The organism is Spiribacter sp. 1M189, assembly GCF_040838345.1.
Taxonomy (GTDB): domain Bacteria; phylum Pseudomonadota; class Gammaproteobacteria; order Nitrococcales; family Nitrococcaceae; genus Spiribacter; species Spiribacter insolitus.
This window is the reverse complement of record NZ_JBAKFF010000001.1, coordinates 566,743-592,219: the sequence shown is the minus strand read 5'-3', so window position 1 is coordinate 592,219 and position 25,477 is coordinate 566,743. Positions and strand designations below refer to the sequence as shown.

Below are 25,477 nucleotides of genomic sequence, written 5' to 3'. Positions count from 1 at the left end.
ACTGATCAGGCATTGACGGCGACCGGCGCTTGGCTCGGCCGGGTATCAGTACTCAACGGGTTTCGGCGCGCGCGACCGAACGCGGCAAGCAACTCGTCACGCATTTCCGCGAAACCGGGCCGTCCGGGCTGCCGCGGGGCAGGCATGCGGTTTTCGATCACGCCGTGAATCCGGCCGGGGTGGCGCTCCATGACCGCGATTCGGTCGCCCATAATCACCGCCTCGTCCAGGTCATGAGTCACCTGGACCAGCGTGATCCCCTGCTCGGCGACGATCGATAGCACCTCGGCCTGGAGGTCGCTGCGAGTAAACGTATCCAGCGCCGAGAAGGGCTCATCCAAAAGAATCACGGAGGGTGAGACCACCAACGACCTTGCCAGGGCGACGCGCTGCTGCTGTCCCCCGGAAAGGTCCTGGGGGTGCGCATCCGCTCGGTCGGCAAGCCCCACCCGCTCGAGCATCGCCAGGGCTCGAGCCCGTCTGCCCTTTCGGATACCAGCAAACTCCAGCCCCAGCGCAACATTCTTCACGACGGTGAGCCACGGGTAGAGTGCTGAGCGTTGAAACATGATGTTCCAGCGCGGATTGGGTGCCAGCGCCGGCTGCCCGCCTACGTAAACCCGGCCCGTCCGTGGCTGCAGCATGCCCGCGATCATGTGCAGCAGAGTGGACTTGCCACAGCCGCTCTCGCCGACGATTGACAGTGTTTGTCCGGCATCGAGGTTGAGATTCACCCCGTCGAGCACCGGGTCCTCGGGCGAGGCAAACCAGTGCGACACGCCGGCGATACGAATATTGATACTCAAGACCTGCGCCTTATCGTTCGCTTGACCAATGGGGAGGGACGGTACGGAACCGGTTACGGCATCGGAACGAATTTTTCGGCATATCGTTATAAACAAGCGATGGATATCTCAATATGGAATATCGCTAGCCGGATTCGATATTTCCGTCCCAGAGCGGTCGCCTCTAGCCTCTTCGGGCTGTCATAGCCGCTCAGAGAGATAAGCAATGGAATCGGTACACGCACTCGACGAGGTATGGACGCGTGACCCCCGCGAACTCGCCGCGAGGGAGCTTGCACCGCTCGCGGCAACGATTGATCGGGATGGGCTTTATCCCGAGGGGTTCATGCGAACACTGGGCGATCACGGGCTCTATAACCGCCACACGGCGGCCGGAGGGCATGACTTCGCGAGTGCCATCGATGCCATGGCTGAGGTGTCCCGCGTCTGCATGTCGACCGGTTTTTGCCATTGGTGCCACGACGCACTGACCTGGTACCTGGACAACGCCGAGGAGGCGGCGACCCGGGAGAAGTGGCTCGAAGCGGTCGCAAGCGGTCGGCTGCTGGGCGGCACCGGGCTCTCCAATGGCATGAAAAACGTCGCCGCCATCGAGGAGCTTAAAATCCGCGTCAGGCGGGTGGACGGTGGTTATCTCGCTAATGGAACCCTGCCCTGGGTCTCCAACCTTGCCGATCATCATGTCTTCGCCGCCGTGTTCCTCGAACCTGACAGCGACCGTCGCGTCATGGCGCTGGTCGACTGCGCGCAGGCAGGCTTTTCCCTGAAACAGTGCGCCGAGTTCATCGCGCTTGAGGGCAGCGGCACCTACGCATGCCATTTCAAAGACGTGTTTATCCCGGATGATCACGTGATCAGCCACGATGCCGCAGCCTTCCTGCCGCGTATCCGCGCAGGGTTCGTCTTGTTACAGATGGGTATGCCGCTCGGCGTCATTGCGGCCTGCATCGACATCATAGAAGACATGAGCCGGACGCATGCGCATGTCAATGCATTCCTCGATGAGCAGCCGGATACCTTACGCACGGAGCTCGAAGACCTGCGGGGCGCCGTGAACGCCCTGGCCGAGGAGGTTGCATCGGGATCCGACGATCGTTTGTTCCGGGATGTACTCCAGGTCCGGGAGCGGGCATCGGTGCTGAGTCTCAGGGCGTCGCAGGCGGCAATGCTACACGCCGGCGCCCGCGGCTACCTGGCAGACTCCGCCGTGCAGCGGAAATTGCGCGAGTCGTATTTCGTTGCCATTGTCACGCCGGCGATCAAGCATATCCGCAAGGAGCTGGCCCGGCTGGAGGCGGCGTGAGGCATGACGGCGGGTAAAAGCGAGATGCCCTACCGCCAGTACCTATGTGTGGTCTGCGGCTATATCTATGATGAGGCCGCGGGCGACCCGGACGGAGGCCTGGCACCGGGAACGCGATTCGAAGACATTCCGGACGACTGGGTCTGTCCCGACTGCGGCGTCAGCAAGGCGGACTTCGTTCCGCTTGAAGAGGCAGTCAAGGAGCGACCGGCCAATGCGCCGCAAAGCCCCCGGCTCGCCGAGAACGCCGCCCAGACCGTGATCATCGGCTCGGGCATGGCCGGCTGGGCGGCTGCAGAGGCATTGCGCCGCGCCGACCCGGAACGGGCCATTGTGGTGATCACGTCGGACAATGGCGCCTTCTACCCCAAGCCCCGACTCTCGACCGCGGCGGGGGAAGGGCTCACACCCGATGACTTGATCCTGAATGATGGCACAGCGCAGGCAGCCAGGCTCGGCGTGACATTAATGGCTCACACCCGCGCACTATGCATCGACCGGGAGCGACGGCGGGTGCTGACGCCGAGGGGTGGCGTCCCCTACGCGCAGTTAATTCTGGCACTGGGCGCCACGCAACGCCCACTCCCGCTACCACCGGGAAGCAGCGGCCAGCCGATGAGCGTAAACGCGCTAAATGATTACCGCCAACTTCGCTCGACGATTGATGACAGAACAGCGTCGGTGCTGATTATTGGTGGCGGGCTGATCGGCTGCGAGTTTGCCAACGACCTCACCGTTGCCGGCCATGAGGTCACCCTGGTTGAGCGGTCAGACCGGCTGCTGGCATCACTCATTCCGCACGGAGCGTCGGAGGCACTACGCTCGCATCTGGCCTTCGCTGATGTCCGAATCCATACCGGGCGAACCATCCAGAACCTGGTGGGCAATCCCGAGCAGGGTTTTTCCGCCCGCCTCGACGACGGCGGCCATTGGCAAGGCGATATCGTAATCAGTGCACTGGGTCTGGCTCCCAGCACGGGACTGGCCGACGCGGCCGGACTGCGGACCTCGCGTGGTATCGTTGTCGACTCAAAGCTGTGCACCAGCGACCCGCTCATCCGTGCACTAGGCGACTGCGTTGAATACCAGGGTGCGGTTCGGCCCTACGTCCGGGCTCTTCGCCGTCAGGCGGAGATCATCGCGGCGTCGTTGACTGGCGGCGATGCCGCCTATGACGGGACGCCGGATACCATCAACATCAAGACCACGCTTTATCCCCTTGCCGTCCGTGAACCGATCGAAGCCGGGGAATGGCACCAGCTGGATAGCGATCGCTGGATCCATTACGCAGGCGACCGCTGCGATGGATTCGCCCTGGGCGGTCCGGCTTTGGCCGACAGCAAACGGGCCGAGCAGTGGCTCGGCGGCAAAGCCTGACGGCCACGGCCCGATCGGTTACCCTCTGGCCCCGTTCATCCAGGCGATCAACGACCTTAAAAAAACGACGGGGCAGACATGGAAGGCACACTGGCGCTGGCGGCGAACAACCTGACGTCGCCGATCATTCTTTTCTTCGTGCTCGGCGTCCTCGCGGCATTTGCCCGATCGGATCTCTCGATTCCCGAGGCCATCGCCAAAGGCCTGTCGATCTACCTGCTGTTCGCCATCGGCTTCAAGGGTGGCGCAAGCGTGGCCTCGCATGGCGTCGATGCCACCCTGATCCTGTCGCTGATCGCGGGCATAATCCTCTCGTTCGCCATTCCGCTGGTGGCCTTTGGTCTGCTCCGCGTGATGTCGAAACTCTCGGTCACCGATGCCGCCGCCGTGGCCGGTCACTATGGCTCGATCTCCATCGTCACCTTCGTCGCCGCCACCTCCGTGGCAGAGTCCGCCGGGCTCTCGCCGGAGGGCTACATGGTCGCGGTGGCCGCGGTCATGGAAGCACCGGCGATCCTCTCGGCGCTCTGGATCATCGCCCGCTTTGGCAAGGAATCCGCCGGAATGGAGGAAGGCCTCGTCCGCGAGATCCTGCTGAACGGCTCCATCGTGCTGCTGGTGGGCTCGTTCCTGATCGGCTGGATCACCGGCGACGAGGGGATGAACATGATCGCCCCGTTCATCCAGGCGCCGTTCCAGGGTGTGCTCTGCCTGTTCCTGCTCGACATGGGGCTGGTGGCCGGACGCGGCCTGCGCGAGGCGAAATCCGTACTCACCGCCGGTCTGTTCGCCTTCGGTCTGGTGATGCCGCTGATCGGCTCCGTGTTTGGCCTCGCCGCGGGCCTGCTGCTCGGGCTGAGCCCGGGCGGTGTCCTGCTTTTCATGACGCTGGCGGCGTCGGCGTCCTACATCGCGGTGCCGGCGGCTATGCGGGTGGCGTTGCCTGAGGCCAACCCGTCCATCTACCTCACCCTGTCATTGGGTGTAACCTTCCCTTTCAACCTCACCCTCGGCATCCCGATCTATCTCGCGGTGTCGCAGACGCTGACCGGAGGCTGATGCCATGCAGACCCACAAGGCGAAGCGCGTCGAGATCATTATCGAGTCGATCATGGAGGAGCGCCTGAGTGCGGCACTGATCAAGGCCGGCGTGACCGGATTCAGCGTGCTGCCGGTGCTGGGTGGCTCGGGCCGGTCCGGCCACTGGAGCGGTGAGGGCCAGATCAGCCGCGTCGGTGGCATGGTCAACGTAGTCTGCATCGTCCGGCCAGAGCGTGTGGATACACTGCTTGATGCCGCCTTCGCGGTCGTCGAGCGGCACATTGGCGTCGTCAGCGTGGTCGACTGCGAGGTGCTGCGAGCGGAACGCTTCTAGGCCGGCACGCCATCATCCGGCTGCGTCAGCAGTTGTCGCGCGAGACGATTAGGATGGACGAATGACGCGCTGGCATGGAACGCTCTCCGGATGAACGATGCCTTTCCGCCCGGCTTTGCCCAGATACACGCCAACCGGCTCGAGACGCTGCGGGATCTGGCGGTCACTCACCTGCATGATCATCCACTCAACCCGCTGGAGCACGAGACCGTGCTCATCCAGTCCAATGGCATGGCGCAGTGGCTCAAGCTCGCCTTCGCCGCCGAGCAGACGCCCGACGCCGCCGGTTGCGGCATTGCGGCGGCCCAGCGCTTCGTCCTCCCGCAGTCCTTCCTCTGGCAGTCCTACCGAACGGTACTGGGCGCGAGCGAGGTGCCGGAGACCTCGCCATTCGAGAAGCAACGTCTGCAGTGGCGGATCTACCGACTGCTGCCCGACCTGCTCGACGCCGATCCCGAGACGTTCGCCCCGCTGATCCGCTTCCTCGCCGGGGATACGGACCAGCGCAAACGCTACCAGCTCGCCCGGCGCCTGGCGGATCTCTACGACCAGTACCAGGTCTACCGGCCGGACTGGCTCGCTGACTGGCTCGAGGGGCGTGACGAGCTCCGCAGCGCCCGTGGCGAGGCGCTGGCAATGGCGGCGGACCAGCACTGGCAACCGGCGCTGTGGCGGGCCCTGCATGCCGACATGGGCGAGGCCGCCCGCACACTCTCTCGCCCCGGTATCCAGACGAGATTCATCGCCGCGCTCGATGCCGCGGAGCCGGGTCATTTCGCCGCGCTGCCACGACGTCTGACGGTTTTCGGGATCACCTCCATGCCCCGCCCGGTCCTGGAGGCGCTGCACGCCCTCTCCCGTCACACCCAGATCCTGCAACTGATCCAGAACCCCTCGGGCTATTTCTGGGCGGATCTGATCGAAGATCGCGAACTGCTCAGGCTCGACCGGCAACGCCATCAGCGCAGGACGGGCACACCCGGCCACCCGCTGCTCGCCGCCTGGGGCAAGCAGGGCCGTGACTTCATCGGCCTGCTCGCCGAGCTGGACGAGCCTGAACGCTACCGGGACTGGTTCCAGTCCATTGATCTTTTCGAGCCGCCGATCGGCGACACCACCGATATCGAATCCGCGCCGCTTCTCCAGCAGCTCCAGCAGGACATCTACGCGCTGACACCGCTGCCTGCGCCGGGCGAAGAACGCCCACTGGGCGTGGACGACTCCATCCGTTTTCATCGCGCCCACAGTCGCCAGCGCGAAGTCGAGGTGCTCCACGACCGGCTGCTGGAGGCCTTCGAGCGGGCCGACCGCGAAGGCCACCCCCTTCGCCCGCGGGACATTATCGTCATGGTCCCGGATGTCGATGCCTACGCCCCGGCGGTCGAGGCGGTATTCGGCACGGTGGACAGCCGGGACGCGCGCTATATCCCCTATACCATCGGCGATCGCCGCAGTCGCAGTGAGGCGCCGGTGGCGGCCGCCCTCGCCCGGCTGAGCGACCTGCCGAACGCGCGGCTCACCCTGGGCGACGTACTGGACCTGCTCGAGGTGGCGCCATTCCGCCGGCGCTTCGGCCTGTCCGAGGACGACGTCGCGCTGCTGCGACGGTGGTGCCGGGAGGCCGGCATCCGCTGGGGGCTTGATGGCCAGCAGCGCCAGCGGCTCGATCTGCCTGGCGCGTTCGAGCAGAACAGCTGGCGGTTCGGCCTGCGCCGCCTGCTGCTCGGTTATGCCGTGGGCAGCGGCGATGCCTGGCAGGGCGTTGAGCCCTACCCCGAGGTAGGCAGTCTGGATGCCGCGCTGCTTGGCCCCCTGCGCGCCCTGCTGGATACCCTCGAGGCCCAGCTCGCCGCCTTCAGCGAGCCAGGCCGGCCAGCCGAGTGGGCTCAGCGCTTGGAGACCCTGCTCGCCGACTGCTTCGCCCTGGAGGCGACCGACGAGCTGGCACTGGAAGCGCGCATAACCGACGCACTGCGGAAATGGGTCGCGGCCTGCGAGGAGGCACAGTTCGACGAACCGGTCCCGCTCGCGGTGGCCCGCGATGTCTGGCTCGGCGCGCTGGAGGATGAGGGCCCGACCCAGCGCTTCCTGGCCGGGCGCGTGAATATCTGCACCATGATGCCGATGCGCAGCATCCCCTTTCGCATGGTCTGCCTGCTCGGGATGAACGAGGGCGACTACCCGCGCACGCGGCCGCCGGCGGATTTCGACCTGATGGCAGCGTCGGGACAGTACCGCCCGGGCGATCGCTCGGGCCGTGAGGACGATCGCTACCTCTTTCTCGAGGCGCTGCTCGCCGCCCGTGAGCGTCTTCATCTGAGCTGGATCGGCCGCAACCCGCGGGACGACAGCGAACTGCCGCCGTCGGTGCTGGTCAGCCAGCTGCGTGATCATCTGGATCGCGGCTGGCGACTGTCCGGGCCCGAGGGCGGGAACAGGAGCGGACGGGTTACAGCGAGCACTGCGCTCACCGTGGATCATCCCCTGCAGCCCTTCAGCGCGCGTTATACCGGCGAGGGCGAATACTTCACCTATGCCCGGGAGTGGGAGACGGCGGCGACCGACAAGGCAGCGCTGCCCGGGGATGCCGCCTGCCCTGACACGCTCCCGCCGCCGGCGCTCTCCGACCCCCACCCCATCAGCCTGCGGGATCTGAGCCGTTTCCTCCGCGACCCGGCCGGGCACTTCCTCGCCGAACGGCTCAAACTGCGCTTTGACGAAACCGGCGAGGTGACCCCGGAGACCGAGCCCTTCGAGCTCGACGGACTGGATGCGCATGCGCTGCATGAGGCGCTGCTTGCCCCGCTCAGACAAGACCCGCTGCCGGATGACCCGGCGGCGGCGATCGAGGCCGCTGGCGAGCGGCTGCGGCGCGCCGGTCGGCTACCAGTGGGCGGCATGGGCCATCTGCTCCTGGACGAGGCCAGGAACGGCGCGCAGCAGGCGGCCGCCCGCTGGCAGCGCTGGATGGCGGAAGTCGCCGGGCACGAGCCTGCGCAGGAACTCCAGCTGCTTAGAGAAGTGAGCGGGCAGGTCTTCCGGATCGAGGACTGGGCAACGGGTCTCTGCCGCCTGACAGATGGTCGTCTGATCCGACTCATCCTGAAGGCAGGCGATACCCGCAAAGACGGCAACCCCCACTACCCGAGACTCATACCGGAATGGCTGGCCCATGTGGCCATAAACGCCGGTTCGATCAACTGCGAGACCATCATTGTGGGGCATGATGGCGAGTATCCGTTCCCGGCCCTCGATACCGAGACGGCCACGGAGAGGCTTGACTGGCTGCTCGCCGGCTGGATTGCCGGACTCGAGCGCCCCCTCCCCCTGCCCCAGCGCACGGTTTTCCGGTATCTCGCCGAAGCGCACAAAAAGCCACTCTCGGCAGAATCCATCGCCCCGTTCTACGAGGGCAACCCGAACCAGACCGGCGAGGTGGATTACGCCGGCAGTGGCGCACTACGCCGCTGCTTCCCGGATGCCGCCTCGCTGCTTGAGCCGCGACACGCCGAAGAAACGCTTTTCGCCTACTGGGCCGCCCGGCTCCATCAGCCCCTTATCGATCATCTCGGCCGGGAGGGCGAAGGATGACCCACCCGATCCCCCTCGACCCGCTCACGACACCCCTCGATGGCCGACATCTCATCGAGGCAAGTGCCGGCACCGGCAAGACCTTCACCCTGGCCGCGCTCTACCTGCGCCTGGTCCTCGGCCACGATCCGGCCAATCCCGACCGCGCCCCCATGCTGCCGCCGCAGATCCTGGTGATGACCTTCACCCGGGATGCCACCAAGGAGCTGCGCGAGCGCATCCGCGATCGCCTGGCCCAGGCGGCGCGCTGCTTTGCCGGCGTGGAGGCGCCCGATCCGGCGGATGCCGTATTGATGGGACTGCTGGCCGCCTACCCGGATGCGCCGGAGCGCGAGCGCCATGCCGATCACCTGCGCGCCGCCGCCGACTGGATGGACGAGGCCGCCATCTACACCATTCATGGCTTCTGTCAGCGGATGCTCAGGCAACATGCCTTCGACTCAGGAAACGCCTTCGACCTTGAGCTCTCCGCTGACGAATCGCTCATCCAGCGTGAGGCGATCGAGGATTACTGGCGTGTCCATGTCTATCCGCTCGACGGCGGGGCGCTGGCGGCACTGGGCGTCGTGCTCTCCGTCGGTAAGGGTGGTTCGGCGCGCTCGCCGGGCGCCTTCGCCCGCAGGCTCCGCCCGCTGCTGGGCCGCAGCGAGATACTCGCCGAGACGCCGGCGGACGCCCCCACCAGGGCGGTGCAGGCCATGGCCACCGACTGGCGAGCCGCGATCGATGGGCTGCGCCGCGCACTCGGCCCGAATGGCGAGGGATTGGACAGCCTCAGCGAGGCGCTGGAGTCGGCGTGGGAGGCTAAGATTCTCTCGCGAGGCAATCGCCCGAAGCCGGATACCTGGCGCAATCGTCTCGAGCCGGCGCTTCGGGAATGGCTCAGCAGCGACGGCCCCCGGCTACCCGACATCGACCTCAGCCAGCTTGGCACCGAGGCACTCAGCAAGGCCTGCCGGAGAAACCAGACACTGCCAGAGACACTCGCCGGCCATCCGGCAGTCGAGGCGATTGATGCACTCAACGCGCTTCAGACCGACCTGGCGGGCATGGCGCCGGCGCTTTACGCCCATGCGGCGCGATGGGTCGATCATCGGGTGGAAGAGACCCGCCGCCAACGCGGCATCATCGGTTTTAGCGACATGCTCACCCGCCTGCGCGATGCCCTCGCGGGATCCACGGGCGGGGCGCGACTGGCGCGCGTCATCCGAGAGCAGTTCCCGGTCGCACTGGTGGACGAGTTCCAGGACACCGACCGCGTGCAGTACGCGATCCTCAATACCGTCTACCGGGACGATGCCGATGGCGAGTCCACCAGCGGCGCCACCGGCCTGTTCCTGATCGGAGACCCCAAGCAGGCGATCTATGGCTTCCGCGGCGCGGATCTCGCGACCTACCTCGCGGCGGCGGAGGACGTGCCCGACGCGCAGCGCCATACCCTCGCCCGCAACTACCGCTCCAGCGCCGACATGGTCAATGCGGTCAATGCGCTCTTCGGTCACTCCCCGCTGGCTCCCGGCCAGTTTCTGGAGAAGGGCATCGGTTTCCACCGCGTGGCGGCCAAGGGTCGCCAGGATCGGCTTGAGATCGACGGACAGCAGCCGCCGGCACTGACATTCTGGCACCTCGAGGCCCACGGCGAGGATGGCGGCGCGGAGAGCATCCCCATCCCGCGGTATCGCCGGGAGATGGCGGAAATCGGCGCCGAAAGAATCCAGGCGCTACTCGACAAGGGCCGTCGGGGCGAGGCCGGGTTCCGTGGCGATGGGCCACCCCGTCCGGTGCGTCCGGCGGATATCGCGATCCTGGTGCGTACCGGCAAGGAGGCCGAGCTCATCCGCGCCGCCCTGAACCGCCATGGCCTGACCTCGGTCTATCTCTCCGACCGCGATAATGTCCTGCAGACCCCCGAGGCGCAGGATGTGCTGCGCTGGCTGCAGGCGATGGCCGAGCCGGAGTCGGAACGGCAGGTCCGCACCGCGCTCGGCACGGCCAGCCTGGCATGGGACTGGAGAACACTGGATGCGCTGTTCAGCAGCGATGCCCGCTGGGAGGCGGCCCTTGAGCAGTTCCACGACTATGCGGGGTTGTGGCAGCGGCGCGGCATCCTCCCGGCGCTACGCCGACTGATCCACGACCATGCCGTGGCACCGCGCCTGCTGGCGCGTCCGGGCGGCGAGCGCCGGCTCAGCAACCTTCTGCAGATCAGCGAGTTGCTGCAGGATGCCGCGGCGGGACTGGATGGACCGGCCAGTGTCATCCGCTGGCTCGAGGAGGCCATTAACGACGATGGCGAGACCACTCCCGACGAGCGGATCCTCCGCCTCGAGAGCGATGCCGCGCTCATCAAAGTCATCACGCTGCACAAGTCGAAGGGCCTGGAGTACCCGCTGGTGTTCATGCCGTTCGTCTGCGCCTACCGGACGAAGCAGGACGGCGCACCCTGGGTGGATCATGACGGAGATGAGGTCACCATCACCTTCGAGCCAACGAAGAAAGACGAGGATGCGGCCGAGCACCGTCGTCTCGCCGAGGATATGCGGCTGCTCTACGTCGGCATCACCCGCGCCATCCATGCCTGCTGGCTGGGTATGGCCGCCGTACGCCCGAGCGCCCGATCCGGCGCCAGAACAGTCGTGCTGGACCGCTCGGCCATCGGCTGCCTGATCGGTTGTCCGGAGAAGGCCGCCCCCGAGGCGGTGGCAGACTGTCTCGACAGGGCCACCCAGGGCGATGCCGGCATGGCCACCGAAGGGGTCACGCCACCTGGCCGCATGGAATGCCATGAGGCGGCGACCGATGTCAGGCCGGCAATGGCCTCGGCCCGGCGCTACCATGGCCAGCCCCCCAGTTCGGAGAACTGGTGGATCGCCAGTTACAGCGCGCTGGTGGCCGAGGGGCCGAAGGCCTGGACACCCGGGAGTGCGCAGGAGGCGGTGCTGGAAGAGGCCGTCGCCGATGAACGCCACCCAACGGCTCCACCAAAACCGCCCGGACGCCTCGTGCCCGACCCGGAAAGCCCCCATGCCGTTCCCCCCGGCCCGGCCACCGGCACGCTGGTCCACAATCTCCTCGAGTCGCTGGCGGCACGGCAGTTCCCCGGCGCGGATGAACCGCCTTTCCGGCAGGTGCTCGAGCGCAGCCTCAATACGGGACGCTGGCAGGCATGGCGGCCGGTCGTCCAACAATGGCTTAGTGAGGTCACCGCAACGCCGGTGCCGCTGCCGGATAGTCCAGCGCTGTGTCTTGCCGATCTGGGACCGGGTGATTTCATCGCTGAAATGGAGTTCCTCGTCTCGGTCGGCAACGTCCGCGCCCTCGAGATCGACGCCGTCATCCGCCGTCACACACTGGATGACGCCGGCCGGCCCGCCCTTGGCGAGAATGACCTCAACGGCATGATCAAGGGATACATCGATCTCGTGTTCGTGCATGGCGGGCGGTACTGGGTGATGGACTACAAGTCGAACAACCTGGGCCCTGCCGATCGCGACTACAACGCGGACAGTCTGCGCGCCGCTGTCATGGACAAGCGCTATGACGCCCAGTACGCCCTCTACCTGCTGGCGCTGCATCGCCTGCTGCGCGCTCGGCTGGGGGATGAATACGACTATGACCAGCATGTCGGCGGTGCCATCTGCTGGTTCCTGCGCGGCATCCACCATCCAAGCCGCGGGCTGCATGCCGAGCGACCGGAACGCGCGATGGTCGAGGAACTGGATGCCCTGTTCCGCCACGAGGTGCGCCATGAGCAATGAGGCCTTGCCCCGCAGCGGGCGACTTCCCCACCGGCTCCTCCGCTGGGTGTCCGACGGCTGGCTGCGCGGCACGGATACCGCCTTTGCCGCGCTCCTGGCCGAGGACGGCGGCGAGCGCAGCGACACCGTCCTGAGCCTGGCGGCCCTCGCGAGTCGCCAGGTGGGCGAGGGGCATACCCGGCTGGATCTGGACGCGGCCCTTCGCGAACCGCAGAGCCTCTGGCCGGACCCCCCGGAAGAGGCGAGTGAAGCCGACGGCCCGGCGCGCTGGCTGAATGCGCTGGCTCTGACCGACGCCGTGCAGGCGCTGACCGAATCGGCCGTGGTCGATGTGCCCGATCCCGCCACGACAGACGACACCGGGATAGCGCCCCTTGTACTCGACGGCCATCATCTCTACCTGCGCCGCTACTGGGCCAACGAGCAGCTCATCCGGGCGGCGCTGGATGCCCGCCTTAACGCCCCGAAACAGACGCTGCCCGGTCTTCGCAGTCGACTGGATACGCTCTTCCCGCCGCAGGAGAAGCAACCTGACTGGCAGCGGGTGGCCTGCGCGCTGGCAAGCCGGTCGCGCTTTACCCTCATCACCGGCGGGCCGGGCACCGGAAAGACGCGTACCGTCCTGCGCCTGCTCGGCCTGCTGCAGTCCCAGCGCATGGATACCGAGCCGGACCAGCCCCTGCGCATCCGCCTGGCCGCCCCCACGGGCAAGGCGGCAGCGCGGCTCGGTGAATCCATCAGCGCCGAGATCGACGCCCTACCCCTGCCCGAATCCATTCGCGCGGCCATTCCCCGCGAGGTCAGCACCCTGCATCGGCTGCTCGGCCCGCGCCCCGGCAGCCGGCTGTTCCGGCATGACCGTCATAACCCCCTGCATGCCGATCTGGTGGTGGTCGACGAGGCGTCGATGATCGACCAGGAACTCACGGCCCGACTACTCGACGCCCTGCGCCCGGAGACCACCCTGGTGTTGCTCGGTGATAAGGACCAGCTCGCCTCCGTGGAAGCCGGGGCGGTGCTCGGTGAGCTCTGCAGGGGCGCCGATGAGGGCAACTACACCGCGGAGACCATCGCCTGGGTGGCGGATGCCAGTGGTGATGACATCAGCGCCTGGAAGGCGAAGGGCGACGACTTGCAGCAGCATATCGTCAAGCTTCGCGAGAGCCGGCGATTCAGCGCCGGGAGCGGCATCGGCGCCTTCGCCGAATCCGTGCGCCTGGACGATTATCCGCGCGCCGCCGCCCTGCTCGATGGCGATGACGATGATATCCGGCGCATGCCACTGCGCGACGCCACCGATGCCCGAATCGACGCCGCCGGCGCCGAGGGCTATCACCCGTATCTGGACCGATTGCATGGCACACGCCCGGCGACGGATGACTGGGAGGCGACCAGTGCCTGGGCTCGGGACGTCCTACAGGCCTTCGCGGCTTTCCAGGTGCTCGCCGTTGTCCGCCAGGGACGGCTGGGCGTCAGCGGGCTCAATGAACGCATTGCCCGGCGGCTCAAGGCCGACGGTCGGATCGCCCGGGATACGGGATGGTTCGAGGGCCGCCCGGTCATGGTGGTGCGCAATGACTATGAGCTGGGTCTCATGAACGGTGACGTGGGGATCTGCCTGGAGACGCGCTTGCCCGGCGAGGAGGAACCACGCCTGCGCGTCGCCTTCGAGCTGCCGGATCAGGGCATCCGCCTCTTTCTCCCCAGTCGACTGGAGGCCGTGGAGACGGTGTTCGCCATGACCGTGCATAAGTCCCAGGGATCGGAATTCGAGGACGTCCTGGTCGTCCTGCCCCGGCCGGAACTCCGGCTGGCCGGCCGCGAGCTGCTCTACACGGCGGTCACCCGGGCCAGGCGCCATTCGGTGATCGCACACCCGGGCCCGTCATGATCCATCAGGACGGCGATACTGCCCCGCCGCCCGATTGAGTCGCTCGGCGATCTCATCGCGGAGCGTCTCCGGAGCGATCACTTCGACCTGATCACCGAGCCCCAGCAGCCACCAGCGGACCTGGGCGGTATCCGCCACGCTGGCGCGGAGCTGCATTCGCCCGTCAACGGACTCGGTCATTTGCTGATCATCGCTGAGGGGCGTCTCCGCAAGGTGAACCGCCGTGGCGGGATCCAGCATCAACTCAAGGCGCAGGGGCTGCCGCCCCATCCTGAAATCCAGCCCGCCGTCCTCGATGTAGCGCTGCAGATCGAAATCCGCCGGACGTTCCGCCGGTGCATCCAGCGGCTCCGCCGACTGCATCCGATGCAGCGCCATCTGCGCGATCCCCTCGCGGCCGTACCGCCTGCAGATCAGGTAAACCACGCCATCGCGGAAGACAATGCCAAGCGGATGAATGACGTAGTCGTGAACACTGTCATCGTAACGACGGTGGTATCGGGCGCGGAACTGCCGGTCATTAAAGAGCGCGTCGTAGACCGTCTCGAGAATGATCGGATCAATGGCCGGCGCGATCAGTGTCTGGCCGCGGGTGACGGTCTGGATTTTCTCCGGCCAGGCGCTCACCGGGCTGTCCATTTCGGCGAGGACGGCCCCGGCCCGCTGGAAATACGGCGCCAGCGCATTCAGCGTCGCCGGGGCCATGAGCTGCCCGGAGAAATGCTCCGCGAGCTTGAATGCGAGCGCGGTCTGCGGCTCCATGCCGGGAATGTCCAGCTGTGCGGCGTCTCGGTCCCAGGACCATCCATGGGGTCGGCTGCGATCGTCCAGCAAGAGGCCGAAGAGCGCGCCGGATAGACGCAGCAGGTCGCGCTGGATGGTGCGCTCGGTGACGGCGTAACCCTGCTCGAGAAGCTGTGTCCGCAATGCCCGAACGGTGACCTTGCGCGGGTAGCGGGGGATCTGCCGCAGCATGACCCACTGGCGCAGCAGCGTATCCGTCATGGCTTTCTTATCCCTGAATGCCCGTCCTCTACCGATCCTACTGCTCAGGGCATGGGAAAGGGAAATCCACGGTGCCCGGACCGTCTTGACCTGCGGCATACATCGCCACACAATCAGGAATCATTCTCAATCAGGAGCCAGGATGGCCTCCGCGTCGAACCCCTGTACCGGTGTCTGCAAATTCCGTGATCAGGTCTGCCTGTCCTGCGGCAGACTGCGTGCAGAGAAAAAGCGCTGGAAGAAGATGAAGAAATCCGAACGCCGTGAAGTGGTCAGCCAGTCCGCGGCTCGACTCGCCGCCCTTGGCGATCAGGCAATCCCCAGCAAGAAGGCGCGTCGCAAGGCGAAAAAGCAGGCCGCCGCGGTGCCGGCGCATCCACCGGCCACGCCCGTGCGCGTCACACCCGACTCCCTCGATCTGGGCGAGCCCATCCTTGCACGGGATGCACCACTACCCATCGTGGATACCGACGCCGCCAAGCAAGCCAGGAAGACCTGGAAGAAGGCCCGCAAACTGGCCAAAAAGGCCAAGAAGGCGGCACGCCGGGCCCGGGAAGCCGAGGCCCTCGCCCGTGGCCTGCCACCCGGGGAACACGCCCGGGCGCTCAACCCCTCGCGCCAGCCCGCCGCCCGGGGCGTCCACTAGGCGCCTCACCCCTCAACATGCTCAGTCATCGCAGACGGCCTGGCGGGCAGCCGTCTGACCAATGCCTCGGCCGGAGGGCAGCACCGACCCAGAGTCGGTGAGAAAGACGCGGATATCGGACATCACCGCGGCCGATCCGCTGTAGCGGGTGAGCATGTGATAGCCATCCGGGTAAAACGCCGCCCGCCATGGCGCGCCGGCTGGCAGCGCGCTGAACATGGCGCAGGCCGCCTCGGCGGGAATCACCTCATCCATACCGCCGTACTGGATCAGCGTCGGTGGGCCATCAAAGCGCGGCAGCGCCCGCAGCGCGCGGTCCATGAGATCGGCAACTCCCGCCATTGCGTCAACACTGGGCGCCCGGATCCAGCGCGGGTCGTCGCCGAGCGCCTGCATCACCGCAGGATCGTCCGTCGGCTCTATGTCGAGGGTCTCACTGCTCAGGGTGAGATCAGGGGCGACCTGCTCACCCGCCCAGAGGGCGAAGCGCTGATACCAGGGCATGACACCCCGGCCCCAGAATGCCGGTGCCACCAGCACCGCGCTGTCCACCTTGGGCGCCGGCGAGCGGTCCATGAGCAGGCTCGCCACCGCACCGCCCATACTCAGGCCGACGAGATGGATGGGTGTGTCCGGGTATCGATGACGCAGCTGGGTGAGTGCCCAGCGGGCGTCCGAGACGAGTTGACCGGCGCCCGGCCAGTCGCCGCGCTGATCCGATCCACCAAAGCCGCGCTGGTCATAGGCGTAGACGGCCATGCCGGCCGCACTCAGGGCCCGGGCCGTGGCAATGAACGCCCCGGCGTGATCATTGAACCCGTGCAGCCCGAGAACCACCGCGTCGGGCGCTTGACCGGCCTCCGGCGCCGGCCCCCAACGCCTCAAGGGGAGCGCCGTGCCGTCAGGCATAACGAGGCGGTGGGGCGTGGCGGCATACACGGTCGACTCTCCGGGCGTCGGTGCCGGGGCATCACGCAAGGCAACGGGATCGAGCCGCAGCCCCCGGTCAAGCGCCGACGCATCCGCCGTCAAGCCAACCAGTGCGATGGCGACGACAAGCGCCTGGAGGCGGGCGATCGGTTGTGTGTAAGCGCTATGCATGACCGGATTTTCGCACAGCGGGACAGGGGTGTAGCCTTCGGGTATGCGCATCGCACAGGCAATTCTGGACATCGCCCTACCGCCCCTGAGACGCCGGGTGAGTCACGCCTTTGCCTCCTGAGTCTCCCGACAACCGCGGGATCTCCGTCATCATTCCGGCGTGGAATGAGGCCGACTACCTCCCGAAAACGATCAAGGCACTGCAGCACGCGGTGGCAGGACTGCCACTGCGCTCGGAGATCATCGTCGTCGACAACGACTCCAGCGATGAAACCGCCGCCCTGGCCCGCGCCGCCGGAGTACGGGTGGTCCATGAACCAGAGCACCGCATCGCAAGCGCGCGGAATGCCGGCGCCTCAGCGGCGCGTGGCGACTGGCTGCTGTTCGTCGATGCCGACACGCAGGTCACACCAGCGCAGCTGAACGCTGTCTGTCTGGCAATCAAGCATGGCTGCGCTGGCGGTGGCGCGCCGATCGGCTTTGACCGGCTGGACTCCACCGGACAGCGCCTGGGTCTCGCGGCGTGGAACGCCCTGTCCCGCCACCTGCGGCTGGCGGCCGGATGCTTCGTATTCGCCCGCGCCGATCTGCACCGGGCCATCGGTGGGTTCAACGAAAGGCTCTATGCCGGCGACGAGCTCGGCTACTCGCGGGCACTTCGCCGAGCCGCCCGCGCCCGCGGACTGGATTTCCGCATCCTCGATGTGTCGCCGGTGATCAGCTCCGCCCGCAAGGTCGAGTGGTTCAAGCCATGGCAGCACGCGCTGGTGCTGTTCACCTTTGTGCTCTTTCCGTGGGCCGGGCATTTCAAGCGGTTGAGCTGGTTCTGGTACCGGCGCCCCTGAGCGAGGGGCATTAATCGCCGTTCAGCGCACCGGACTGGCCACCAGATTATCGGACAGCGCCGTCTGGACAACACCGGCCACCTGCTCCGCTGTCACCGCAGAAAGCGTCCAGCCCAGATGCCCGTGGCCGGTGTTGTAGAACACGCCGGGGCGTCTGCCCTCGCCCACCCGGGGCATCATGTCGGGCATCATTGGACGCAGCCCCGCCCAGGGCACCGCCTGTCGGGTGCTGACCGCCGGAAAACACTGCTTGACCCAGTCCAGCAGCGGCCGGATCCGGTCATCGCGGATATCCCGGTTATAGCCGTTGAACTCGGCCGTGCCAGCGACGCGGAATCGGTCTTCGCCCAGGCGGCTCGAGACCAGTTTGGTCTCATCATCCAGCAGGCTCATCCAGGGAGCGGCATCCCGGGAGGTTTCGTCCTCGAGCTCGACGGTGATGGAATACCCCTTGACCGGATAGACATTGACGCGGTCTCCAAAACGCGCGGCCAGCTCACGGCTACCGACGCCGGCACAGACCACCACGCCATCAAATGACTCGCGGCCCCCGGCGGTTTCCACCCAGGCGCCATCCGCCGCCGTGCCGACATCGCGGATGGGGCAGTCGTAGCGCATGCGCGCACCGCGCCGCTCGACGGCCTGCGCAAGGCCGTGGGTGAACTTGTGGATATCGCCGGTGCTGTCGCTCTCGGTGTAGAAACCGCCGTAGTACTCGCCCCGCAGATTGGGCTCGATGGCGCGCATCTCTTCCGGCGAGACGGCACGGCGTTCCAGCCCGCCCTTCGCCAGCAGCCGGGTGACTTCGGCCGCGTGATCGAACCCCGCCTGGTCGCGGTAGATATGCAGAATGCCGCGTTGTTCCAGATCGAAATCAATGCCCTCGCGGCGCCCCCAGTCGAATAGATAATCCCGCGCGGCGATGGCGAGACGGGCCGTCTCAGTGGTGTTATCCGCATAATGCCGCGTAGCCGCGACAAACTCCGCAAACCACGAGAGCTTGTGCCAGGACGGCTTGGGGTTGACCAGCAGCGGGGCGTCGGCGCGCAGCATCCAGCGCAGCCCCTTCATGATGGTCGGCCAATGGTTCCAGACCTCGGCATTGGATGCCGATAGCTGGCCGCCGTTGGCAAAGGAGGTTTCCATCGCCGCGTAGCGGTTGCGCTCGAAGACAGTCACCTCGAAGCCGCGGTTGAGGAGCGCGTAGGCCGTGGTGATGCCGGTGATTCCGCCGCCGATGACTGCAATGGTGTTCATCGTCGATCTCCCAGTCCGGTTGTGTGCACCCGTCGCCATCCGGCGACCCGTGCCCCTTCCGTCCTGGTGCCTGAGAGATTCACGGCGCGACCCGGGCCGCTCCGCTTGCTCCTTCGGCGAGCCGTTATGAGTTGCCGGCTGCTTTTCGGAATGTTCAACACGCAGGCGGTCCGGGTGCCTGAGAGATTCCGGGGCGGTTGCTCCTTCGGCGCCGGCACCTGGTGCCGGACTCTCCCGCCTGCGCTGGATTTCGAGTCTCCGGGATTTATTCAGCGATTTCAACAAATCAAGGCCGCATTTGGCGACTCGATCGGCATGAAGCGTATACTCGGGGTCATGGGAAAGTTCAGCGCTACCAATGTCTTCGGTGAGGAACTGCAGGCTTGCGGCAAGGATCCAGTGACCGGTTTTTTCCGTGACGGCTGCTGCAACACCGGTCATGAGGATGGCGGCATGCACACGGTGTGCGCGATCGTCACCGAGGCCTTCCTCTCCTTTTCACGCAGTCGCGGCAACGACCTGACCGCGCCCGTGCCGTTCGCCGATTTCCCGGGACTCAGACCCGGTGATCGCTGGTGTCTGTGTGCCGGCCGCTGGCTGGAGGCCTACCGGGCCGGCGTGGCGCCACCAGTGGACCTGGCGGCCACCCATGAGGAGACGCTTGCCGTGATTGATCTTGAGACGCTCCAGCGCTATGAGCTGAACAATCCGGACAGCGGCTAGATGCGCCTTAGCAGTCCGGAGTTCTCCGACGGCGCGGAGTTGCCGTGGACCATGTCGGCGGCGAGCGAAAACCGCCTGCCGCCGCTGGAGATCCACGATACCCCCGGCACGGCGGCGAGCCTCGCGCTGTTGCTGGAGGACCTCGACTCTCCGGTGGGCCAGCTCACCCACTGGCTGGTGTGGAACCTGCCGCCGGCGACCGAGTCGGTGAGTGCAATCGATTTGCCGGATGAGGCGGTGCGGGGTATGAACGCCTTCGGTAAGACCGGTTACACGGGCCCGATTCCACCGGAGGGCCGTCACATCTATCGCTTCACGCTGCTGGCGCTCGATCAGATCCTGGACCTGACCGCTGGCGCCACCCGCCGCCAGTTCGACACCGAAATCCAAGGTCATACCCTGGCGACGGCCACCCTGGAGGGCGGGATTTCCCGAACCCGGGAGGGTGGCTGAAGCCATGGCGCGCACCTACCGCGCAGACGCCTTTTTTGCCACCGTCAACCCAACGGTCTTTACGGCCTCGGCATTGATCATCGGTGGCTTCGTCGCCTTTGGCGTGTTTCTGCCGGATACCGCCAGCATGGCGTTCTCACGCCTGCATGCCTTTATCACCGAATACCTGGGCTGGAGCTATCTGCTGGCGGTCACGTTTTTTGTCGGCTTCCTGCTCTGGCTTGGCTTCAGCCGCTACGGCAGTATCCGCCTGGGTCAGCCCAATGATCGACCTCAGTTCGGTTTCACGGCCTGGTTTGCCATGCTCTTCAGCGCCGGCATGGGTATCGGCCTGGTGTTCTGGAGTATTGCCGAGCCGATCCTGCACTACCAGAACCCGCCCAGCGGCGCCGGTGAAACACCGCAGGCCGCCCGCGAGGCGATGATCTACACCTTCTACCACTGGGGCCTGCATGCCTGGGCGGTGTATGTCGTCCTCGGGCTCTCGGTGGCCTACTTCAGCTTTCGTCATCGGCTGCCGCTGACCATCCGCTCCATCTTCTACCCGCTGCTGGGCGACCGCATCTATGGCCCCATCGGCCATGTCATCGACATCCTGGCCGTGTTCGGCACGCTCTTCGGGCTGGCCACCTCGCTCGGCTTCGGCGCCATGCAGCTCAACACCGGCCTCAATATCCTGGTAGGCATGCCGGTGGCCCCCGTCTGGCAGGTGGCCATCATCGCCACCATCACGGGGTTCGCGGTCATCTCGGTGATCTCCGGGCTTGATCGCGGTCTGAAATGGCTGAGCCTGTTCAACCTCGGGCTTGCGCTGGTCTTTATGGCGTTCGTCTTCATCACCGGCCCCACGCTGTTTCTCATCCGCTTCCTGCTGGACTCCACCGGCGGCTATCTGCAGCAGCTGGTGGGCATGAGCCTGCACACGGGCGCAATGAACGGCAGTGAATGGCAGAAAGACTGGACCATGTTCTACTGGGGCTGGTGGATCGCTTGGTCGCCGTTCGTGGGCATTTTCATCGCGCGGATCTCCCGTGGCCGCACGATCCGCGAGTTCATCATCGGCGTGCTCGCCCTGCCCACACTGTTCGTCTTTGCCTGGCTGACCGTCTTCGGGGGGACCGCGCTATACATGGAAGTCTTCGGCACGGCCCAGGGGCTCGCTGCCGCGGTCAACGAAGACACCACGGTGGCGCTCTACCGCACGCTGGCGGAACTGCCCTGGACGACCGTCTCATCGGCCCTCGCGACGTTGCTGATCGCCACCTACTTCGTGACGTCGTCCGACTCCGGGACCTTCGTGGTCGACTCGCTGATCTCGCGGGGCGCAAAGCACTCACCCCGTCGGCAGCGGGTGATCTGGGGTATCACCGAAGGTGCCATCGCCGCCACGCTGCTGCTGGTCGGCGGAGAGGAGGCCTTGCAGAGCCTGCAGACCGGCGCGCTGACCGCCGGATTCCCGGTCGCGATCATTCTGATGATCTGTTGCATCAGCCTGTTAAAGGCGCTCCGCCGCGAGTACCGAGTCCCAGGCGTCAAACCCTCACTTGAATAACGGACCCGCATGACCGACACGCCACTCGCGATCATCGGCGCTGGCCTCGCCGGCCTGACCGCCGCTCGTACCGCCCATGAAGCCGGCATCAGATCGCTGGTTCTCGAGGCCAGCGACCGCATTGGCGGTCGTATCGACAGTATTCGCGGGTCCGACGGGCAGATCGTCGGCGACCTCGGTCCCACCTGGGTATGGCCACCGTTCCAGCCCGGTGTGCCGCGCTGGCTGGAGCGGCTCGGCCTTGGCACCTTCGAGCAGTACGACAGCGGCGAGGCGGTACTGGATGGGTTTGCCGAACGACCTGTGTGTCAGCCACTGCCGGGCCAGTACGGAATGGCCCGGATCGCCGCCGGACCCGGCAGCCTTGTCGACGCGATGGCCGCTGAACTCCCCGACGACGCCATCCAGACCGGACATGCCGTCAACGCAGTTCGCCATCACGACGACGGCCGGCTGCGCATTGAGACGGCCGGACGCGAGCCACTGATCGCCGAGCGGGTGCTGATCGCCGCGCCACTGCGCATCGTTGCCGAACGAATCCAGCTGCCAGCGGACATCGGTGCGCCGCTGCAGGACATGCTTCGAGCCATGCCGACCTGGATGGCCGCTCAAGCGAAGGCAGTGATCCGTTACCCGCGCCCGTTCTGGCGTGAGTCCGGTCTCTCGGGCCGGATCGCCAGCCGCCTCGGGCCGCTGTTCGAAGCCCATGACCACACCAGCCTCGATGGCGAGGCGGCCCTGTTCGGCTTCGTGGCGACCCCGCCGGCGCAGCGCGGGGCCGAGACGCTGCGCACGGCTATCTTAGATCAGTTGACCCGGTGCCTGGGCCCTCAGGCTGCGGCGCCCACCGACGTCGTCATCCGCGACTGGGCCGACGCGCCATGGATCTGCGCCGATGCGGATCGTCACGGGCCACCGGAACACCCAAGCGTGGGCCCCGAGGCGCTGCGCACGGGTCATCTCGACGGTCGCCTATGGTTCTGTGCCGCCGAGACCGCCGAGCAGAGTCCGGGTCTGATCGAAGGCGCCCTACTCGCCGGCGAGGCGGCGGCGCGGGCTGCCGTTCAGGGGCTGGAAGGGGACGCCTGAGCCGTGGCGACACCGGCCTTCCAGCGCTATATCGGCATCGACTACTCCGGCGCCGCCACGCCGGAGAAAGGCCTGACCGGACTTCGCGTCTACCGCGCGGAGGGCGACGAATCGCCGGGGGAACGACGACCGACCGCAGACGGCCGCCGCCACTGGAGCCGTCGCTCGCTGGCGGAATGGCTCATGGACACACTGGACGATCCGGTGCCGACACTGGTTGGCATCGACCACGGTTTCGCCTTCCCCGTCGCCTGGCATGAACAGTACGGCATGGCCAGGGCGTGGGATGGTTTTCTGGCGGATTTCCGCGCCCATTACCCCACCGACCTGCCTGGAGTGAGCGTTCAACAGGTGCGTGACGGCACGATCGGGAGCGGCCCCGCACGAGCGGGTCATGCCCGATGGCGACGCCGGGCGGAAGCGCGGGTCGGCGCCAAGTCGGTCTTCCACTTCGATGTACCCGGCTCGGTGGCCAAGTCCACGCATGCCGGACTGCCCTGGCTATGGCATCTGCGACAGCGGTATGGGGATACCCTGCATGCCTGGCCCTTCGATGGCTGGCGGCTGCCGCCGGGGCGCTCCGCCGTGGCGGAGATCTACCCCTCGATCTGGTCCGCCGATCACCCCCGCGATGAGCGCACGCCGGATCAGCACGACGCCTACGTCGTCGCCCGGACGCTGCAGCGCAGCGACCGTGAAGGCTGGCTCCGGCCGTTGCTGGAGCCCGTGCTTGATGCCGACACTCGGGCGGCTGCCGCCCTCGAGGGCTGGATACTCGGCGTCACTTAGCCTCGATCAGCGCTTGAGATAACCCGCGATTTCATCCAAAACGCCCGGGTCATCGATGGTGGCCGGCATGTTCCATTCCTCGCCGTTGGCGATACTGCGCATGGTCCCGCGCAGGGTCTTGCCGGAGCGCGTCTTGGGCAGGCGCTTGACCACCACGCACTGACGGAATGCGGCCACCGGCCCCACCTCCTCGCGGACGCGCTGGACGAGCTCCGCCGCCAACGCCTCATCATCACCGTCGAACGCGCTGCCCGGGACGACCAGCCCCATCGGCAGCTGTCCCTTGGTGGCATCCTTGACCCCGAAGACCGCCGCCTCGACCACCGCCGGATGGTCGCTCAGCACCTCTTCGAGGCGCCCGGTGGAGAGGCGATGACCGGCGACGTTAATGACGTCATCGATCCGGCTCATGATATGGACGTAGCCATCCGTGTCGATCACGCCGGAGTCGCCGGTGAGATAGTAACCGGGGTAGCGCATCAGGTACCCATCGCGGTGGCGTTCGCGATTGCCCCACAGCGTCAGCATGGTCCCCGGCGGCATCGGCAGGCGGATGACGATATTGCCGAGCTCGCCATACGGCATCTCCTCACCCTCCTCATCCAGCACACGCACGTCATAGCCCGGCATCGGCCGGCCGGCGGTGCCGATTTTCACCGGCATCTCTTCGAGGCCGAACGGGTAGCCGGCAATGGCCCAGCCGGTTTCCGTCTGCCACCAGTGATCCAGAATCGGAATACCCAGGTGGCCATCGGCCCAGCGGACGCTGTCGGGATCGGAGCGCTCACCGGCCAGGAAAAAGGCGCGCAGCTTGTTCAGGTCATGACGATGGATGAACTCACCGTCGGGATCCTCCTTCTTGATGGCCCGCAGCGCGGTGGGCGCGGTGAAAAGCGCCCGGGCGCCATAGGTCTCGCAGATCCGCCAGAATGCGCCGGCATCCGGCGTCCCGATGGGCTTGCCCTCATAGATCACGGTGGTCGAGCCGTTCAACAAGGGGGCGTAGACGATATAGGAATGCCCCACGACCCAGCCGACATCCGAGGCGGTGAACATGACCTCGCCGGGTGCGACCCCATAGATGCTGCGCATGGTCCAGAGCAGTGCGACGGCGTGCCCGCCGTGGTCACGGACGATGCCCTTCGGCCGGCCGGTGGTGCCGGAGGTGTAGAGGATATAGAGCGGGTGGTTGGCGTCGACCGATACGCATGCCGCCGGTGCGGCCTCGGCCATGGCCGTCTCCCAGTCGAGATCCCGCTCCGCGTCCAGCTCGCAGCGATGGATCTCGCGCTGCAGGATGACGCACCGATCAACTGAATGCTCCGAGCGCTCCAGTGCCTCGTTAAGCAGCGATTTGTAATCCACGACGCCGCTCGGCTCGATGCCGCAGGAGGCCGACAGGATGACCCGGGGTTCGGCATCGTCGATGCGCTTGGCCAGTTCCGGTCCCGCGAATCCGCCGAACACCACGGAGTGAATGGCCCCGATCCGCGCGCAGGCCAGCATCGCCATGGCCGCCTCCGGCACCATGGGCATATAGATGATGACGCGATCGCCGGTCTCCACCCCCAGATTCCGTAGCACACCGGCCAGCCGCGATACCTGGTCCTGGAGTTCGGAATAGCTGATGTGGCGGGTCTGGCCGGTAACCGGGCTGTCCCAGATGATCGCGTCCTGATCGCCACGCCCGGCGTCGACATGCCGGTCCACGGCGTTATGACAGGTATTGAGGCGGCCACCGGAGAACCAGCGATAGAAGGGGGCATCGCTGTCGTCGAGCACCCGGTCCCAGGGTCGGTCCCAGTCAACCGCGCCGGCCTGTTCGGCCCAGAATTCCTGGGGCTTGTCCAGCGACTCCTGATACAGCGAATTATAGTGATGACTCATGGCGGCCACTCTCCTCATGTTGCAGCCGC

19 protein-coding genes and 1 riboswitch are annotated in these 25,477 nt (G+C 66.4%); of the genes, 14 read left to right on the top strand and 5 right to left on the bottom strand.

The annotated features are described in order from the left end of the window. Positions 1-5: 5 nt before the first annotated feature. Positions 6-806 carry an ABC transporter ATP-binding protein gene (locus tag V6X30_RS02920; RefSeq protein ID WP_367983139.1) on the bottom strand — a complete coding sequence of 267 codons (801 nt, stop codon included), beginning with the start codon at positions 804-806 and terminating at the stop codon, positions 6-8. Between the two features lie 205 nt (positions 807-1,011). On the opposite strand from V6X30_RS02920, the gene V6X30_RS02915 reads away from it, so the two are divergent. The 7 genes from V6X30_RS02915 to recD all read left to right on the top strand — a co-directional run bounded on the left by V6X30_RS02915 (position 1,012) and on the right by recD (position 14,101). Continuing rightward, the gene (locus tag V6X30_RS02915; RefSeq protein ID WP_367983138.1) at positions 1,012-2,109 is read left to right on the top strand and encodes an acyl-CoA dehydrogenase family protein; all 1,098 of its coding nucleotides are present in this window, start codon (positions 1,012-1,014) and stop codon (positions 2,107-2,109) included. Between the two features lie 3 nt (positions 2,110-2,112). After that, positions 2,113-3,486, top strand: coding sequence for a rubredoxin (gene rd / locus V6X30_RS02910; RefSeq protein WP_367983137.1), 1,374 nt, complete (start codon positions 2,113-2,115; stop codon positions 3,484-3,486). A 78-nt stretch (positions 3,487-3,564) separates the two neighbouring features. Further along, positions 3,565-4,545, top strand: coding sequence for a sodium-dependent bicarbonate transport family permease (locus V6X30_RS02905; RefSeq protein WP_367983136.1), 981 nt, complete (start codon positions 3,565-3,567; stop codon positions 4,543-4,545). A 4-nt stretch (positions 4,546-4,549) separates the two neighbouring features. Next, complete coding sequence (locus tag V6X30_RS02900; RefSeq protein WP_367966459.1) at positions 4,550-4,861, top strand: P-II family nitrogen regulator; 312 nt, start codon at positions 4,550-4,552, stop codon at positions 4,859-4,861. A 90-nt stretch (positions 4,862-4,951) separates the two neighbouring features. Continuing rightward, the gene (gene recC / locus V6X30_RS02895; protein WP_367983135.1) at positions 4,952-8,452 is read left to right on the top strand and encodes an exodeoxyribonuclease V subunit gamma; all 3,501 of its coding nucleotides are present in this window, start codon (positions 4,952-4,954) and stop codon (positions 8,450-8,452) included. After that, positions 8,449-12,210: an exodeoxyribonuclease V subunit beta gene (gene recB, locus V6X30_RS02890; RefSeq protein ID WP_367983133.1), complete on the top strand. Its 3,762-nt coding sequence runs from the start codon at positions 8,449-8,451 to the stop codon at positions 12,208-12,210. The genes recC and recB overlap by 4 nt, the downstream gene beginning before the upstream one ends. Beyond that, positions 12,200-14,101 (top strand): exodeoxyribonuclease V subunit alpha, encoded by a 1,902-nt coding sequence (recD, locus tag V6X30_RS02885; protein ID WP_367983131.1) that lies wholly within the window; start codon positions 12,200-12,202, stop codon positions 14,099-14,101. The genes recB and recD overlap by 11 nt, the downstream gene beginning before the upstream one ends. Here the strand turns inward: recD and V6X30_RS02880 are convergent. Then, positions 14,096-15,106, bottom strand: coding sequence for a helix-turn-helix transcriptional regulator (locus tag V6X30_RS02880; RefSeq protein WP_367983129.1), 1,011 nt, complete (start codon positions 15,104-15,106; stop codon positions 14,096-14,098). The two genes, recD and V6X30_RS02880, sit on opposite strands and share 6 nt — an antisense overlap. Positions 15,107-15,248: 142 nt before the next feature. Between V6X30_RS02880 and V6X30_RS02875 the strand changes: the two genes are divergently transcribed. Beyond that, complete coding sequence (locus tag V6X30_RS02875) at positions 15,249-15,752, top strand: DUF1289 domain-containing protein (RefSeq protein ID WP_367983128.1); 504 nt, start codon at positions 15,249-15,251, stop codon at positions 15,750-15,752. 21 nt (positions 15,753-15,773) lie between these two features. Here V6X30_RS02875 and V6X30_RS02870 read toward each other — a convergent pair whose 3' ends face one another. Beyond that, the gene (locus V6X30_RS02870; protein WP_367983127.1) at positions 15,774-16,853 is read right to left on the bottom strand and encodes an alpha/beta hydrolase; all 1,080 of its coding nucleotides are present in this window, start codon (positions 16,851-16,853) and stop codon (positions 15,774-15,776) included. Positions 16,854-16,963: 110 nt separating this feature from the next. Between V6X30_RS02870 and V6X30_RS02865 the strand changes: the two genes are divergently transcribed. Beyond that, positions 16,964-17,698, top strand: coding sequence for a glycosyltransferase (locus V6X30_RS02865; protein ID WP_367983126.1), 735 nt, complete (start codon positions 16,964-16,966; stop codon positions 17,696-17,698). 21 nt (positions 17,699-17,719) lie between these two features. Here the strand turns inward: V6X30_RS02865 and V6X30_RS02860 are convergent, their stop codons facing one another. Then, complete coding sequence (locus V6X30_RS02860) at positions 17,720-18,955, bottom strand: D-amino acid dehydrogenase (protein WP_367983125.1); 1,236 nt, start codon at positions 18,953-18,955, stop codon at positions 17,720-17,722. A gap of 156 nt (positions 18,956-19,111) precedes the next feature. Beyond that, a riboswitch (glycine riboswitch) is annotated at positions 19,112-19,202 on the bottom strand. Between the two features lie 89 nt (positions 19,203-19,291). Here V6X30_RS02860 and V6X30_RS02855 point away from each other — a divergent pair. Genes V6X30_RS02855 through V6X30_RS02835 form a run of 5 tightly spaced genes read left to right on the top strand, consistent with a single transcriptional unit; the run spans position 19,292 to position 23,561 of the window. Then, positions 19,292-19,678: a DUF2237 family protein gene (locus tag V6X30_RS02855; protein WP_367984527.1), complete on the top strand. Its 387-nt coding sequence runs from the start codon at positions 19,292-19,294 to the stop codon at positions 19,676-19,678. Further along, complete coding sequence (locus V6X30_RS02850; RefSeq protein WP_367983124.1) at positions 19,679-20,131, top strand: YbhB/YbcL family Raf kinase inhibitor-like protein; 453 nt, start codon at positions 19,679-19,681, stop codon at positions 20,129-20,131. A gap of 4 nt (positions 20,132-20,135) precedes the next feature. Then, positions 20,136-21,683, top strand: coding sequence for a BCCT family transporter (locus tag V6X30_RS02845; protein WP_367983123.1), 1,548 nt, complete (start codon positions 20,136-20,138; stop codon positions 21,681-21,683). 9 nt (positions 21,684-21,692) lie between these two features. Further along, positions 21,693-22,772: a flavin monoamine oxidase family protein gene (locus V6X30_RS02840; protein ID WP_367983122.1), complete on the top strand. Its 1,080-nt coding sequence runs from the start codon at positions 21,693-21,695 to the stop codon at positions 22,770-22,772. Between the two features lie 3 nt (positions 22,773-22,775). After that, a complete protein-coding gene (locus V6X30_RS02835) occupies positions 22,776-23,561 on the top strand; it encodes a hypothetical protein (RefSeq protein ID WP_367983121.1) in 786 nt (261 codons plus the stop codon). Between the two features lie 6 nt (positions 23,562-23,567). On the opposite strand, the gene V6X30_RS02830 is transcribed toward V6X30_RS02835, so the two are convergent. Then, entirely contained in the window at positions 23,568-25,448 is a 1,881-nt protein-coding gene (locus V6X30_RS02830) for a propionyl-CoA synthetase (protein WP_367983120.1), read from the bottom strand. Between the last annotated feature and the right edge of the window lie 29 nt (positions 25,449-25,477).

Coding starts and splice junctions, on each gene's coding strand:
- V6X30_RS02915 (WP_367983138.1), top strand. CDS start 1,012: ATGGAATCGGTACACGCACTCGACGAGGTATGGACGCGTGACCCCCGC.
- rd (WP_367983137.1), top strand. CDS start 2,113: ATGACGGCGGGTAAAAGCGAGATGCCCTACCGCCAGTACCTATGTGTG.
- V6X30_RS02905 (WP_367983136.1), top strand. CDS start 3,565: ATGGAAGGCACACTGGCGCTGGCGGCGAACAACCTGACGTCGCCGATC.
- V6X30_RS02900 (WP_367966459.1), top strand. CDS start 4,550: ATGCAGACCCACAAGGCGAAGCGCGTCGAGATCATTATCGAGTCGATC.
- recC (WP_367983135.1), top strand. CDS start 4,952: ATGAACGATGCCTTTCCGCCCGGCTTTGCCCAGATACACGCCAACCGG.
- recB (WP_367983133.1), top strand. CDS start 8,449: ATGACCCACCCGATCCCCCTCGACCCGCTCACGACACCCCTCGATGGC.
- recD (WP_367983131.1), top strand. CDS start 12,200: ATGAGCAATGAGGCCTTGCCCCGCAGCGGGCGACTTCCCCACCGGCTC.
- V6X30_RS02880 (WP_367983129.1), bottom strand. CDS start 15,106: ATGACGGATACGCTGCTGCGCCAGTGGGTCATGCTGCGGCAGATCCCC.
- V6X30_RS02875 (WP_367983128.1), top strand. CDS start 15,249: ATGGCCTCCGCGTCGAACCCCTGTACCGGTGTCTGCAAATTCCGTGAT.
- V6X30_RS02870 (WP_367983127.1), bottom strand. CDS start 16,853: ATGCATAGCGCTTACACACAACCGATCGCCCGCCTCCAGGCGCTTGTC.
- V6X30_RS02860 (WP_367983125.1), bottom strand. CDS start 18,955: ATGAACACCATTGCAGTCATCGGCGGCGGAATCACCGGCATCACCACG.
- V6X30_RS02855 (WP_367984527.1), top strand. CDS start 19,292: ATGGGAAAGTTCAGCGCTACCAATGTCTTCGGTGAGGAACTGCAGGCT.
- V6X30_RS02850 (WP_367983124.1), top strand. CDS start 19,679: ATGCGCCTTAGCAGTCCGGAGTTCTCCGACGGCGCGGAGTTGCCGTGG.
- V6X30_RS02845 (WP_367983123.1), top strand. CDS start 20,136: ATGGCGCGCACCTACCGCGCAGACGCCTTTTTTGCCACCGTCAACCCA.
- V6X30_RS02840 (WP_367983122.1), top strand. CDS start 21,693: ATGACCGACACGCCACTCGCGATCATCGGCGCTGGCCTCGCCGGCCTG.
- V6X30_RS02830 (WP_367983120.1), bottom strand. CDS start 25,448: ATGAGTCATCACTATAATTCGCTGTATCAGGAGTCGCTGGACAAGCCC.